Genomic DNA, 14020 nt, shown 5'->3' on the forward strand with positions numbered 1-14020 from the left:
ATCCCGTCATCACCCACCACTTTCAACGCTACGCGCAGCGGTAGTTCAGTCGGTTAGAATACCGGCCTGTCACGCCGGGGGTCGCGGGTTCGAGTCCCGTCCGCTGCGCCATATTCGGTAACCTGGAACACTGAACGCCAGGTCACCACACAAAAAGCCCGCTCGATGCGGGCTTTTTGCTGTCTGCAGTTTGGCTATCATGCCTGCCTCAAGAAGAAAGCGCCCTTTGCGGCGCTTTTTTTGCGTCTGATGGCTTATTGCCCCGTATTGCGGGCGGGAAGGGAGTCGCGCAAGTGGCCTCTATAAGACCGGGATGACAGAAATTTCATCATCCTTACTCCGAAAAGCGTTTAAACACCTGAACTTATCAGAAATTTCCGGCTCTCATGCCGGTAGCCATTGGTCGTGGCCGCCTGATAAGCTCGCGACTTTACTCGATTGCCCTTTAGGCGCATGAACAAGGAAATAGCATGAAACAGCATCGGTTGGCGGCGGCGGTGGCCCTGGTAAGCCTGGTACTCGCGGGTTGCGACTCGCAGACCAGCGTAGAGCTGAAAACCCCGGCGCAAAAAGCTTCCTACGGCATTGGCCTGAACATGGGCAAGAGCCTGGCTCAGGAAGGCATGGACGACCTGGACTCCAAGGCCGTGGCCCAGGGCATCGAAGATGCCGTCGGCAAGAAAGAGCAGAAGCTCAAAGACGAAGAGTTGGTTGAAGCGTTCGCTGCCCTGCAAAAGCGTGCAGAAGAGCGTATGGCCAAGATGAGCGAAGAGTCGGCAGCCGCTGGCAAGAAATTCCTCGAAGAAAACGCCAAGAAAGCTGGCGTAGTGACCACCGCTTCGGGCCTGCAGTACGAAGTGGAAAAGAAAGCTGATGGTGCTCAGCCAAAGCCGACTGACGTGGTGACCGTTCACTACACCGGCAAGCTGACTAATGGCACCGTGTTTGACAGCTCCGTTGAGCGCGGCAGCCCAATTGATCTGCCGGTTAGCGGTGTGATCCCGGGTTGGGTCGAAGGCCTGCAACTGATGCACGTTGGCGAGAAGTACAAGTTGTACATTCCTAGCGAGCTGGCTTACGGCGCTCAAAGCCCAAGCCCGGCGATCCCAGCCAACTCGGTGCTGGTATTCGACCTGGAGCTGCTGGCGATCAAGGATCCGGCAAAAGAAGGCGCTGCTCAGTAATTCAGCGTCTGCATCAAAAACAACGCCTCGCTTTTGCGGGGCGTTGTTGCATCTGGCATCTGGCGAATTTAAACAAAGCGAACGGATGCTGTAGGCTGGAGTCATAGCCGATGTAGGACCGGGTAACCACGCGGAGCCGGCAAGTCAATGAAATATTGGGTTTTTTTTGATGAGTAAAAAACGCCCGATCTAAGCTCAGCCCTTGTTTTACGGGGCTTTCAGCCGTGAAAAGTAGCTCTGTTCACAAGGTTATCCACAATTTGTGTGGATAACCTTCGCACGGGAGGAATGATGAAAGCACCTTGGAGTTTCGCTCGTTTCTTGCCACTGGCGGGACGCTTGCTTGCACGTGGGCGCTTGCCGACCTTGTTGTTCGCAGTGGCCAGCAAAGGTGCCAGTCAAGGCAATCGGTTGGGCAAACTCAAGGATGATTTGCGTCTGTTGCAGGCGCTCTGCCTGGCATATTGGCGCGGTGAATACCGTGCAATCAGCCCCAAAGCTCTGATATCGGTGGTGGCGGGCTTGATGTACTTCCTCAGTCCCGTGGATGCGATTCCAGACTTTCTGCCGCTGTTCGGCATGATCGATGACATCGCCGTGCTGGCCTGGCTGATGAAAGTGCTCGACGATGAACTCAACGCCTTTCGCGCCTGGCGCAAGCGTCAGGTGCCTGAAAAGCTCGCAGTAGTCGAGCGCCTGCCTGACACGCCTGAACAACTCCATCTTCAGAGGCTAAAAAAAAGCTGAGCCGATTCAGTCTCATCCTCAGATTAGATACCCCCCGCGACCTTAGCCGCTGTTAGGATTACACTTCTAGGGAAAAGTGCCGACTCGCTAAGTGTTGTTGTCCTACGGGGTAGTCATGGATATTCAGATAATTACACGCGAAGGCGAGCCCGAATATGCGGTTCTGCCATGGGCTCAGTATCAGGCTCTACTGAAAGCAGCAGGCATCAACGAAGCACCGTCGAGCCCGGCCGCAGAGCCGCTGGCGACAATCCAGGACCCGATTCTTCCAGGTCTTGATCAATTACGCAGTTTGCGCGAAGGGAAGGGCATCGCCATCGAGGCGCTGGCCCGCACGGTAGGCATCAGCCCGTCTTATCTGGCCATGATCGAAAGTGGTGAGCGTCTGCCCGACGCAGCGATTCGCCGCAGCCTGGCCTGGGAATTGACGGTGCCGGGGTGGAGGGATGAATCGTGAGCGTACGCATCAGTCGTCACCATTGGGACGGATTGCTGGGCGAGCTGGATCAGGCGCGTCGACAGCGTCACCTTTTGACTTATCGGGCGTTGCTGGAGCGTTTGCAGCTGCCTACGCCAGCCATGCAAACCCTGACCGCAGCGCTTGAACACCTCGCTGCGCTGGACGCCAAAGCCGAGCAACCCCTGCGCAGTTCGCTGGTGATCAGCCAGGGCGCGAGCCGGTTGCCACGTACCGGTTTCTTTGAGTGTGTCGAGCGTCTCGGGCGATTCTCCGGACCGTCCGATGGGGTCGCTGCCGCTTCCTGGCACGCCTCGGAAGTGGTGCGGGTGTTCGAATACGAGTACCCGGAATCGGCGGAAGCCTGAGTGTTTTTTCGACTCAAGGCGCAGGCCGGTTACTGGTTGGCGCGCAGGCTGTTTCATTGGTCATGGTTTGTGCGTCAACCACGCGGCTGGAAGTGGCTCGAAGGGCAGTTCGCCCGCATGGCGAACCTGGGCGATGTCGGCGCCCAGAGCTTCTATGGCCACATTCTGACGTTCCGCGGCGTTGGTCTGGGGGCTCGTGAGGAAGGTGTGCGCCTGCTGCGCCTGGCGGCCTTGGCCGGTGATGGCAAGGCGGCCTATCAAGTCGGCGTGATCAGCCTCGCCGGGACTCCGGGCAAGGCGCCGGACCCGGCGGAAGCGGCACGGTTCTGGAAGATTGCCGCGAAGGCCGGACATCCGCTGGCACCGATCAAACTGCAAGAATTAGCCTCCCGCGATTCTGCGCAATAAATACCGAAGCTATTTGTGTAAGTTTGAGCGGGCCTCTTCGCGGGCAAGCCTCGCTCCCACAAGGTTCTGCGTCCACCACTAAACCTGTGGGAGCGTGGCTTGCCCGCGAAGGCGCCAGACCAGTCAGCGCTGCCCCATCAGCCATGCACCTTCAGGCTCCGGCACCACCAGACTATCAATCACATGCACGCTATACCCCGGCACATTCTTCGCGTGATGCTTGGCCTGGGATGCCATCTCCGCCAACTGGCTGGCATCGATTTCCCCGCAGGCCTGCGGATGCAGGTGTACCACGCCGATGGATAGGGACAGCAATGAGAACTCCTGGCGCACGCCTTGGCGGTTCGGGGCGATGAAGCAGTTGGCTTCCAGATGTTCGGCGCGATAGAAGCGTCGGCACTGGCTCTGGAAGTCGTCCAGCAGTTGGTTTAAACGTTTGCGCCAGTCTTCCGGGCCAAGCACCAGCAGGAAGTCATCACCACCGATATGGCCGACAAAGTCGCGGGATGGGTCGACACGGTCGTTCAGGCATTGCGCCAGGCACAGCAGGACTTCGTCGCCACGGCCGTAGCCGTAGATGTCGTTGAAGGGTTTGAAGCTGTCGATGTCGACGTAACAAATCACCGATTCGCGTTTCTGTTGCAGCAGTCGCGTGAGGCATTGCTGGATAGGCACGTTGCCCGGTAACAGGGTCAGTGGGTTGGCGTAGCGGGCTTGCTGGATTTTCAGTTCGGTAATCAGCTTGAGCACATCGATCACCCGGCCCAGGCCCAGGTAGCCGCCGTTGAGGGTGATGATGAAGTCTTCTTCGATGCGTTGCCGCGCACGGCTGGTGATCAGGCGGCTGACCTGTTGCAGTGACTGGCTCATTTCCACGGCGAGAAAATCATCGCTCATCAAGCGGCTGATGGGTTTGCGGGCGAACAGGTCGGTGGCAAACGGCTTGAGCAAGGCGTCGGAGAGCGAGTGTCGATGGACGATGCCGCAGGGCTGGCCTTGCTCGTCCAGCACCGCCAGCGAGTTCAGGTTGGCTTGGCGGCGGAAAGCTTCGAGCACCGTGGCAGTCGGCGTGTCGAGCGCCACCGCCGGCTGATCATTGAGCAAGGCGCTGAGGTCGCTGACCTCATCGTTCAGCGCCACAGCGGTGCTGTCCTGTCTGGGCATCAGGGGCCTGGCGTCTCGGGGTGGATGCTCTTGGGGACGGCAAAGCAAATAGCCCTGGATCAGATCCACACCCATTTCGGTCAATACCGCCAGTTCTTCGCGCAGCTCAATGCCTTCGGCGATCACCTGCGCCCGCGAAGCCTTGGCGATTTGCAGGATCGAGCCGACGAATTCGCGCTTGAGGGCGTCCTGGTGAATGCCGTCGATGAAATGCCGGTCGATCTTCACGTAATCCGGTCGCAACTCAGACCACAGGCGCAAACTGGAATAGCCAGCGCCCAGGTCATCCAGGGCAATGGAAAAGCCCATGGCGCGATAGTGATGCAGGGCGGTTTGCAGCAACTGGAAGTCATCGATTGGTGTCTGCTCAGTGAGTTCGATCACCACCTGACTCGGTGGAATGCCGAAGTCCTGCAGCAGTTGCAGGGTACGACCCGGTTGGTGGGCGACTTCGAGCAGGGTTTCCGGGGAGACGTTGAGGAAGAGTTTGCCTGGTAACTGCTGTTCATTGAAGCGTCGGCAAGCGCTCTGCCGGCAGGCGATTTCCAGTTCGCTCAATCGACCGGCCTGGCGGGCAACCGCGAACAATGCGATAGGGGAGTGCAACGGGCTATTGGAAGGGCCGCGGCTGAGTGCTTCGTAGCCGAGAATCCGTCGCTCGGAAAGGCTGATGATGGGCTGGAACAGGCTGTGCAAACCGCCTTGAGTCAGGATTGAGCTCAACGCACTCAGCTGTTCGGTTGTGGTCATGGCATTCTCTGGCGATGAAAAAAGGGCTGGGCGTGCTCTCGGTAAGGAGCGCACGCCCAGCCCTGTATTTCACGACAGAATGATGACTATTTGATGACGCTCCGGGGAGCGTCAGAATTAAATCGCCATCACCTGCTGGCAACCACTCAGTGCTTGGCTACCGCAGTATTGAGCTTGAGGTAGTCCAGCAGGATACGCCCGGTTTCGCTCAGGTAGGCATCGTCTTCCGGCTTGGTCTTGTCCTGCTCGGCCGCGATGGCGTCTTCGTCTTCTTTCTTCAGCTCTTTGAGCGGTTCTTCGCCCTTGGCCTTGCGACGGATGTTCTCCATAACCAGTTGCTTGGCTTCGATATCGGCGTGTTGAGCACGACGCTCGGCTTCGTTGAGGCTGACGGTTTTTTCGTTCATCAGCTTCTGTGCCAGGGCCAGTTTGTCGCGGATGAACACAAACTCCGCGTCTTTGGCCGTGCGTACGTCATGCTCGGACTTGAGCTGGGCAATGTATGGTTTGAACGGGTCCACCGCAGGCTTGATCGCTGCGCGGATGGTGTCCCACGGCATGGCTTCCGGCAGGGCGCTTTCACCGATTTCCTTGGTGTCGATGATCGACGGGTAGTCGATGTCCGGCAATACGCCCTGGTGCTGGGTGCTCTGGCCGGAAACCCGGTAGAACTTGGCCAGGGTCAGTTTCAGTTCGCCATGGTTGAGCGGCTGAATGGTCTGCACAGTGCCTTTACCGAAGGTCTGGCCGCCGATGATCAATGCGCGGTGGTAGTCCTGCATGGCACCGGCAAAAATCTCCGAAGCCGAGGCGGACAAGCGGTTGACCAGCAAGGCCATCGGACCTTTGTAGAAGGCGCCAGGGTTCTCGTCTTCGAGAACATCGACGCGGCCATCGGCGTTACGCACCAGTACGGTCGGGCCCTTGTCGATGAACAGGCTGGTCAGCTCGGTGGCTTCCTGCAAGGAGCCGCCACCGTTGTTGCGCAGGTCGATGACCACGCCGTCGACCTTGTCTTTCTGCAGCTCGGTCAGCAGCTTCTTGACGTCACGGGTGGTGCTCTTGTAGTCCGGATCACCGGCGCGGAACGCCTTGAAGTCCAAGTAGAACGCCGGGATTTCGATGACACCGAGCTTGTAGTCCTTGCCATCCTGCTTGAGGTTGAGGACCGACTTCTTCACGGCCTGGTCTTCAAGCTTCACCGCTTCGCGGGTGATCGGCACGATCTTGCTGGTCTGGTCGTTCGGTGCATTGCTGGCCGGAATCACTTCCAGGCGCACCACGGTGCCTTTCGGGCCGCGGATCAGCTTGACCACTTCATCCAGACGCCAGCCGACCACGTCGACCATCTCTTTGTTGCCTTGGGCAACACCGATGATCTTGTCGGCCGGTGCAACCTGCTTGGTCTTGTCGGCAGGGCCGGCCGGCACCAGGCGCACGATCTTGACCTGGTCGTTGTCGCTCTGCAGCACGGCGCCGATGCCCTCAAGGGACAGGCTCATGTTGATGTCGAAGTTTTCCGCGTTATCCGGCGACAGATAGTTGGTGTGCGGGTCGTAGGACATGGCGAAGGTGTTGATGTACGCCTGGAAGATGTCTTCGGCGCGGGTCTGGTCCAGTCGCGTCAATTGGTTCTTGTAGCGCTTGGTCAGGGTTTCCTGGATCTGCTTGGAATCCTTGCCGGCGATCTTCATGCGCAGGACTTCATCCTTGACGCGTTTGCGCCACAGGTCGTCGAGTTCCGCGTTGGATTTGAGCCACGGGGCGTCCTTGCGGTCGATCAGCAAGGTTTCCTTGGTGTTGAAGTCGATCTTGTCGACGCCTTTGTTCAGCTCGGCAAGGGCGAAGTCCAGACGCGCTTTGACGCGGTCCAGGTAGCGCTTGTAGATGGTGAACCCGGCGTTGAGATCGCCGCTCTTGAGGAAGTCGTCGAACTGGGTCTTCCACTTGTCGAATTCGGCGATGTCGCTGGCCATGAAGTAGCTGCGCGACGGGTCAAGCAGCTTGATGTAGCTGTCGTAGATGATCACCGAGCGCGCATCATCGAGCGGCGGCTTGCTGTAATGGTGGCGCTTGAGCAGTTCCACGACGTTCAGACTGGCGATGACTTCGTCACGATCGGGTTGAAGCTTGTCCCAGCTATTGGCTGCGAAAGTACTGCCGGACATCGGCAACAGGCCGATACCGATGAAAAGAGCGAGGGCGGTGCTGGGGAACAAACGCTTCATGTTGATTCGACGCGGGGACAATTGATAACGCATATTAGGCCGTCTTTGAAGTCGCCGGTTCCACATGGGCCGGTCGCATAATGCAAAAAGCCCGGCGCTAGCGCTTCGGGCTCAGTCCAGACTCACTATGGAGGCACTGTGAAAGCATTGCAAGGCGTCGACGGTCAAGTGGAGTGGGTTGAGGAGCCGAGTCCTACATGTGATGTAGGGCAAGTTCGCATCCGAGTGGCGGCAGCGGGCCTCAATCGCGCGGATTTGTTACAGAAGGCGGGCCTTTATCCGCCACCGCCAGGGGCCAGCAAGGTGCTCGGTCTAGAGTGCTCGGGCGTGATCAGCGAGGTTGGTCCAGGCTCGTCCTGGCAGATAGGCGATCGAGTTTGCGCCTTGCTGGCCGGGGGCGGAATGGCCGAGGAGGTGGTTGTCGACGGACGGCATGTGCTGCCGATTCCCGACGAAATGTCGCTGGCCGAAGCGGCAGCGCTACCGGAAGTCTATGCGACGGTCTGGTTGAATCTGTTTCAACTCGCTGCGCTCAAACCGGGTCAGAAAGTTCTTCTGCACGCCGGTGCAAGTGGAATCGGTTCAGCCGCCATTCAGCTATGCAAAGCGTTCGGTAGTCCGTGCTGGGTCAGCGTCGGGTCCTCCGAGCGGTTGGCATACTGTGAAAAACTCGGCGCCCAGGGTGGCGTGGTGCGCACCGACGCTTTGGACAGCTTGAGCGATTTGGGGCCATTCGATGTCATTCTCGACCCTGTGGGCGGCAATTATTCAGCGCTGAACCTCAAGCTGCTGGCGGTAGATGGTCGTTGGGTGCTGATCGGGCTGATGGGCGGGCGCGAGGCCAAGCTCGATCTGGCGCAGGTACTGGCCAAACGTGTGCAACTGTTGGGTTCGACTTTGCGCAGTCGCGACGATCAGTTCAAGGCGGACCTGTTCAGTGAACTGCGCCAGCATGTATGGCCGTTGTTTGCCGAAGGACGATTGAGCCCGCAACTGGCCAAGACGTTCCCGATCAAGGACGCCGAGGCGGCGTTCGCGGAGTTGGCGAGCAATACGGTGGCGGGGAAGGTGGTGTTGGTGATTGACGATCGCCTCACCTGATACCACCAAAACCTGTGGGATCCGCGGTGTGCACGGGCAATTAAAACTGTAGGAGCGAGGCTTGCCCGCGAAGGTGGCGTGTCAGGCACCATTGATGTTGGATGTGCCGGCCTCTTCGCGGGCAAGCCTCGCTCCCACAGGGTTTAGTGCCAACAGGAATATCGGCGAATGCTTATTTCCAGGTATGGATCGGCCAGCCGGCCTTTTCGGCCTGTTCGCGCAGTACCGGATCGGGATTCACCACATGCGGGTAATCCACTTTCAGCAGCAACGGCAAATCATTGCGTGAGTCGGAATAGAAGCTCGCGCCTTCCAGGTTTTCTTCCTGCTCATCCAGCCATTCCAGCAACCGGGTGATCTTGCCTTCGCGGTAGGTCAGGGTGCCGACGGTGTTGCCGGTATAGGCGCCATGAGCCACTTCCAACTCGATCCCCAGAATCTCGTCGATACCCAGACGCTCGGCAATCGGTCCGACCAAGTGCACGCCCGAGGCCGAGATCACCAGAATGCGGTCACCGGCCTTGCGGTGGGCGGCGATGGTTTTGGTGGCATCGCTGAAGATGATCGGTTCGATGAAGTCTTCCACCCATGGGCCGACCAGATGTTCGACTTCTGCAGGCGTTCGACCGATCAACGGTTCCAGGCTGAAGGCCATGTAGTCTTCCATTGCCAGGTGGCCACGGCCGTAGGCATCCATCAATTCCTTGTCCCGCCGCAGGAAGGATTCGCCGTCGACCCAACCGAGGCGGACCATTTGTTCGCTCCATAGCGAGGCGCAATCGCCGTGGATCAGGGTTTCATCCAGATCAAAAATTGCCAGGGACATGGGGGGGCTCTCGGTGAGAGCAGCTTTAAGTGGTGAGCTTCAAGCTGCAAGAGTTAGATGGTGGTGCTCCGTAGTTTACGACTTGGAGCTTGGAGCTTTCAGCTGCCTTCAAGCTACTTCCCGCAAGGCCGTTGGATCGATGGAAAGTGCCAGGCGCCGACCATCGGGATGCAGGTCGGCGCCCGAACGATTGAGCACATCCACCACCAGTTCCACGCCCCGGGCTTCGATTCGGTAGCGAATCACGTTACCCAACAAACTATGGCTGCGGACCTGAGCGTCGAGCTCGCCGGTGAGGCTCAATTCGATGGCCTCCGGGCGAATCGCAACACGATGATTGATTGGTCGTTGCAGCAGCTTCGTCGCACTCTCGGCGTCCAGCAGGTTGTAGTTGCCGATGAAGCCGGCGGCGAACACATCGACCGGTGCGGTGTAGAGGGTTTCAGCGTCGCCGCTTTGTACGATTTTTCCCTGATTCATCAGGAAAATGCGGTCGGACATGGTCAGGGCTTCTTCCTGATCGTGTGTGACGAAGATTGTGGTCAAGTCCAATTCGCGCTGGATCTGACGGATCTGTTCCCGCAGGTGTTTGCGAATTCGCGCATCGAGGGCCGACAGCGGTTCGTCCAGCAGCAACAGGCGCGGGCGGGTCACCAGGGAGCGGGCGAGGGCGACGCGCTGGCATTGGCCGCCCGATAACTGATGCGGATACCGCGCAGCAAAATCTTGCAACTCCACCAGTTTCAGCACTTCGGTGACGCGCTTGTGGCTGTCGTCGGCGTTGACCTTCTGCATGCGCAGGCCGAAGGCGACGTTCTGTTCCACGGTCATGTTGGGGAACAGCGCGTAGCTCTGAAACACCATGCCGATGCCGCGTTTTTGCGGGCTGAGCGGCACGATGTCCTGACTATCGAGGAGGATCTTGCCGCCATCCACCGGCGTCAGCCCGGCGATGCAGCGCAACAGCGTGGACTTGCCGCAACCGGACGGGCCGAGCAGTGTGACAAATTCGCCTTTCTGGATCTCGCAGTTGATGTCGCTGAACACCGTGGTGCCCAGGTAGTTTTTCTTGAGATGTTGGACGCTGACATAGCTCATTCGCTTTTGTCCCTGTTCAAAATATTGGCAATCCAGGTCAGGACCAGCACAAAGAAGAAGTAGGAAATCACCAGCGCACTGGTGAAGTGGCCGCTGCTGTTGCGCATGTTGTTGAGGTAGACCTGCAGGGTTTCATAGCGGGTGCCGACGAGGATGTTGGCGAAGACGAACTCACCGAACAGGAATGAGAACGACAGCAGTAGCGCCACCATCAAACCCTTGCGCAGGTTTGGCAGCACCACCAGCAACGCCGCTTGCCAGGTGCTGGCACCGAGCAGTTGGGCGGCGTCCATCAGGTCGCGCAGGTTGATCGCTTGCAGGTTGTTGGTGATTGCCCGATACATGAAGGGCAGCGCCACGGTGAAGTAGCAACCGATCAGGATCCACGGCGTGCCGACCATCGCGAACGGCCCCGAACCATAGAGCTGCAACAGCCCCACCGACGACACCACCGGCGGCACCGCGAAGGGCAGCAGGATCAGGATGTTCATCAGCGCATCGAGTTTCGGGAAGTGGTAATGCACCACGAACAGCAGCGGCAGAATCAGCACCACCGACAGGATCAGCGCCCCGACACACACCAGTAGCGATTGGCCAAAGGCGTGCAAAAAGCGCGGATCGCTCCACAGTTGCACATACCACTTGATACTTAAACCGCTGGGCAAAATGGTCGCCGACCAGCTGCTGGAGATCGAATAGATAAACGTGCCGAGCAGCGGCAACAGCAGGATGGCAAACAACAGGTAGACCACTACCCGGTGGTAAATGCCAGCGGGGCCCGATTCAGCGCGAGACATGGTAGCTCCTCTTCAGCAGCAGCTGATGCACGATGGTCACCAGGGTCATCAACGCCACCAACACCACGGCCAGGGCGCTGGCCAGGTTCGGGTCCAGGGAAATGTCACCCGAGACCATCGCGGCAATACGGATCGGCAGCACGTTGAAGTTGCCGGTGGTTAATGCGTACACCGTGGCATAGGCGCCGAGGGCGTTGGCCAGCAGAATCACGAAGGTGCCGAGCAACGCTGGCGTCAGTACCGGCAAGCCGATGTACCGCCAGAACTGCCAGCCGTTTGCACCGAGCAGCTCGGCGGACTCACGCCAGTCTTCGCGCAGGGCGTCGAAGGCCGGGTAGAGCAGCAATACGCCAAGGGGGATCTGGAAGTAGGTGTAGAGAATGATCAAGCCGGTTTTGGAATACAGGTTGAAGTCCTGAATGATCCCGGCCTGCTTGAGCATGATCGTGAAGCTGCCGTTAAAGCCCAGCAAAATGATGAATGCGAAGGCCAGCGGCACCCCGGCGAAGTTACTGGTCATGTTGGCGAAGGCGTTGACGAAGTTGCGCAGTTTCGAGTCGACCCGGCGCAGGGAATAGGCACCCAGCACCGCGATGATGATGCCGAACACGCTGGACCAGAAACTGATCTCGAGGCTGTACTGGATCGCCTGCAGATAGAACTTCGAGCTGAAGATTTTCTTGAAGTTGGCCAGACCCCAGCCGAACTCTTCCGATTCCAGGCTGTTGATCATCACCCACATCAGCGGGGCGATTTCGAATACGAGAAAGAACAGGGCGAATGGAACCAGGCACAAGGCAGCCAGCCATTTGCCGCGAGTCATGGCGTTCACTTGAGCAGCTCCCGACACACGGGTTTGTCGTGGGGCACGCCCAATAGCTCGCAAACGGTGCCACAGATTTCGGTCTGTTTCGGCGCCGCGCCGGCATCGAAGCTGAAGGCGTCGCCGAGAACGAACAGCGGCACTTCACGCTCTTCGGGCAGCAGGCCGTTGTGGGAGCGGTCGTTGTTCATGCCGTGGTCGGCGGTCACCAATACCTGATAGCCAGCGTCGAGCCAGCCTTGCAGGTAGTCGGCGATGATGACGTCCGCCGAGCGGGCGCTGTTTCGGTATTGCGGCGTATCGAGGCCGTGCTTGTGCCCGGCGTCGTCGATGTTCATGGGGTGGATCAGCAGGAAATTCGGTGCATGGCGCAGGCGCAGGTTCTCGGCGTCGGCGAACAGGTGCGAATCGGGGTAGTGATCGTTCCAGTAGAAGTGTCCGTGCTGGATCGGCAAGTCAGGGGCGTCGGTGTGACGGTCCCGTGCTGCCACGAACGGCGAGCGGTTATACAACTCGCTGACCCAGTGATAAGCCGCCGCCGCAGTCGTCAAACCGGCATCGGTGGCGTAGTGATAGATGCTGCGCTGGTTGGACAGGCGCGAGACGTTGTTGTGCACGATGCCACTGTCGATCGGCGTGACGCCGGTCAGGATGCATTCGTAAAGGGGTCGGGACAGGGCCGGCAGTTCGCACTGCAGTTTGTAGAGTGCTGCGCGTTCTGCATCGACGTAAGCCTGCAGGTGCCCCATGGCGTGGCGGGCGACCTCGTAGTTAAGGCCGTCGAGCACGACAAGGATGACGTTGTGCTTCATAGGGGCTAAAACTCCGCGAAACATCAAATAATTGAAACCTGTAGGAGCGAAGCTTGCTCGCGAAGGCGGACTTTCAGCCAACATGGATGTTGAATGTCAGTCCCTCTTCGCGGGCAAGCCTCGCTCCTACAGATGAAGCATTACTTCATTTCAACAATGACTTCTTCGTTCCACTTCTGAGGCAGCGCCTTGGAAGTTTTCTCCCACGCATCCGCGTCCTTGATCGGCGTGACCTTTTTGTACTGTTCGTTCGGCAGCAGCTTGGCCTTCACCTCGTCCGGCAGGGTCAGATGCTCGGCGCGGATCGGGCGAGCGTTGCCTTTGGCCAGGTTGATCTGGCCGGCGTCGCTGAAGATGTACTCGCGGGTCAGCTTGGCGGCGTTGGGGTTCTTGGCGTATTTGTTGATGATGGTGGTGTAACCGGAAATCACCGAACCATCGGACGGGATCAGCACCACGTAATCATCGGGGTTGGCCATCTTGGCCTTGTAGCTCAAGCCGTTGAAGTCCCAGACCACGCCAACTTCGATTTCGCCTTTTTCCATGGCCCCAATGACCGGGTTGGACATCGACAGGCGACCCTGCTTGGCGAGGTCGGCGAACAGCAACAGCGCAGGTTGCAGGTTTTTTTCGTCGCCACCGTTGGCCAGTGCCGCGGCCAGAACGCCGTTCGCTGCCTGGGCAGCGGTGCTCACGTCACCGATGGAAACCTTGTACTTGCCGGTCTTGAGGTCAGCCCACTTGGTCGGCACTTCGGAGCCGTGCAGCAGCTTTTTGTTGACGATGAAGGCGATGGTGCCGGTGTAAGCGAGTGCCCAGTTACCATCCTTGTCCTTGGCCCAATCAGGAATCTGAGCCCAGGTCGTCGGTTTGTAGGGTTGCACCACACCTTGCTTGACTGCGATCGGGCCGAAGGCTGCTCCGACGTCGCCGATGTCGGCGCTGGCGTTGTCTTTTTCGGCGGCGAACTTGGCGATTTCCTGCGCCGAACTCATGTCGGTGTCGATGTGTTTCAGGCCATAGGTCTTGGCCAGGTCTTCCCAGGTGCCTTTCCAGTTGGCCCAGTCATCGGGCATGCCGACACTGTTGACTGCGCCTTCCGCTTTCGCAGCGGCTTCCAGGGTTTTCAGATCATCAGCCGCCATGGCGGCGGTGCACATGGCAATGGTCGAGCCTAACAGTGATGCCAGGAAAAACTGTTTCATTCCGAAGCTCCTTGGGTCGTGTTCAACGCTGCGATTGCGGTTTGTGTTGGTC

At 58.7% G+C, this 14020-nt stretch carries 14 protein-coding genes and 1 tRNA gene; 7 read left to right on the forward strand and 8 right to left on the reverse strand.

What is annotated here, in order from left to right:
* The first annotated feature begins 34 nt into the window (after positions 1-34).
* From ACRESJ_RS04405 to ACRESJ_RS04430, 6 genes are all read left to right on the forward strand, one after another.
* A tRNA-Asp gene (locus tag ACRESJ_RS04405) sits at positions 35-111 on the forward strand.
* Positions 112-470: 359 nt separating this feature from the next.
* Positions 471-1184 carry an FKBP-type peptidyl-prolyl cis-trans isomerase gene (locus ACRESJ_RS04410; protein ID WP_431756823.1) on the forward strand — a complete coding sequence of 238 codons (714 nt, stop codon included), beginning with the start codon at positions 471-473 and terminating at the stop codon, positions 1182-1184.
* Positions 1185-1475: 291 nt separating this feature from the next.
* Complete coding sequence (locus ACRESJ_RS04415; RefSeq protein WP_431756824.1) at positions 1476-1931, forward strand: YkvA family protein; 456 nt, start codon at positions 1476-1478, stop codon at positions 1929-1931.
* Positions 1932-2046: 115 nt separating this feature from the next.
* On the forward strand, positions 2047-2388 hold the full coding sequence (locus tag ACRESJ_RS04420) for a helix-turn-helix domain-containing protein (protein WP_431756825.1): 342 nt from the start codon (positions 2047-2049) through the stop codon (positions 2386-2388).
* Complete coding sequence (locus tag ACRESJ_RS04425) at positions 2385-2756, forward strand: hypothetical protein (protein WP_007945207.1); 372 nt, start codon at positions 2385-2387, stop codon at positions 2754-2756. Before ACRESJ_RS04420 ends, ACRESJ_RS04425 begins: the two co-directional genes overlap by 4 nt.
* Positions 2757-3164 carry a sel1 repeat family protein gene (locus ACRESJ_RS04430; RefSeq protein ID WP_431756826.1) on the forward strand — a complete coding sequence of 136 codons (408 nt, stop codon included), beginning with the start codon at positions 2757-2759 and terminating at the stop codon, positions 3162-3164.
* 123 nt (positions 3165-3287) lie between these two features.
* On the opposite strand, the gene ACRESJ_RS04435 is transcribed toward ACRESJ_RS04430, so the two are convergent.
* The gene (locus tag ACRESJ_RS04435) at positions 3288-5078 is read right to left on the reverse strand and encodes a bifunctional diguanylate cyclase/phosphodiesterase (protein ID WP_431756827.1); all 1791 of its coding nucleotides are present in this window, start codon (positions 5076-5078) and stop codon (positions 3288-3290) included.
* A 146-nt stretch (positions 5079-5224) separates the two neighbouring features.
* Positions 5225-7306 (reverse strand): carboxy terminal-processing peptidase, encoded by a 2082-nt coding sequence (locus ACRESJ_RS04440; protein WP_431756828.1) that lies wholly within the window; start codon positions 7304-7306, stop codon positions 5225-5227.
* A 138-nt stretch (positions 7307-7444) separates the two neighbouring features.
* Here ACRESJ_RS04440 and ACRESJ_RS04445 point away from each other — a divergent pair, with 138 nt between their 5' ends.
* Positions 7445-8407 (forward strand): zinc-binding dehydrogenase, encoded by a 963-nt coding sequence (locus tag ACRESJ_RS04445; protein WP_431756829.1) that lies wholly within the window; start codon positions 7445-7447, stop codon positions 8405-8407.
* Positions 8408-8579: 172 nt separating this feature from the next.
* Here the strand turns inward: ACRESJ_RS04445 and ACRESJ_RS04450 are convergent, their stop codons facing one another.
* The 6 genes from ACRESJ_RS04450 to ACRESJ_RS04475 all read right to left on the reverse strand — a co-directional run bounded on the left by ACRESJ_RS04450 (position 8580) and on the right by ACRESJ_RS04475 (position 13968).
* The gene (locus ACRESJ_RS04450) at positions 8580-9233 is read right to left on the reverse strand and encodes an HAD family hydrolase (protein WP_431756830.1); all 654 of its coding nucleotides are present in this window, start codon (positions 9231-9233) and stop codon (positions 8580-8582) included.
* Between the two features lie 108 nt (positions 9234-9341).
* Positions 9342-10331 carry an ABC transporter ATP-binding protein gene (locus ACRESJ_RS04455; protein WP_431756831.1) on the reverse strand — a complete coding sequence of 330 codons (990 nt, stop codon included), beginning with the start codon at positions 10329-10331 and terminating at the stop codon, positions 9342-9344.
* A complete protein-coding gene (locus ACRESJ_RS04460; protein WP_431756832.1) occupies positions 10328-11128 on the reverse strand; it encodes an ABC transporter permease in 801 nt (266 codons plus the stop codon). The genes ACRESJ_RS04455 and ACRESJ_RS04460 overlap by 4 nt, the downstream gene beginning before the upstream one ends.
* Positions 11115-11951, reverse strand: coding sequence for an ABC transporter permease (locus ACRESJ_RS04465; RefSeq protein ID WP_431756835.1), 837 nt, complete (start codon positions 11949-11951; stop codon positions 11115-11117). Before ACRESJ_RS04465 ends, ACRESJ_RS04460 begins: the two co-directional genes overlap by 14 nt.
* Positions 11952-11956: 5 nt before the next feature.
* On the reverse strand, positions 11957-12763 hold the full coding sequence (locus tag ACRESJ_RS04470) for an alkaline phosphatase family protein (protein WP_431756833.1): 807 nt from the start codon (positions 12761-12763) through the stop codon (positions 11957-11959).
* A 140-nt stretch (positions 12764-12903) separates the two neighbouring features.
* Positions 12904-13968 (reverse strand): ABC transporter substrate-binding protein, encoded by a 1065-nt coding sequence (locus ACRESJ_RS04475; protein WP_431756834.1) that lies wholly within the window; start codon positions 13966-13968, stop codon positions 12904-12906.
* Positions 13969-14020 lie beyond the last annotated feature (52 nt).

The sequence above is a fragment of the Pseudomonas sp. genome, from assembly GCF_050739655.1.
GTDB lineage: Bacteria > Pseudomonadota > Gammaproteobacteria > Pseudomonadales > Pseudomonadaceae > Aquipseudomonas.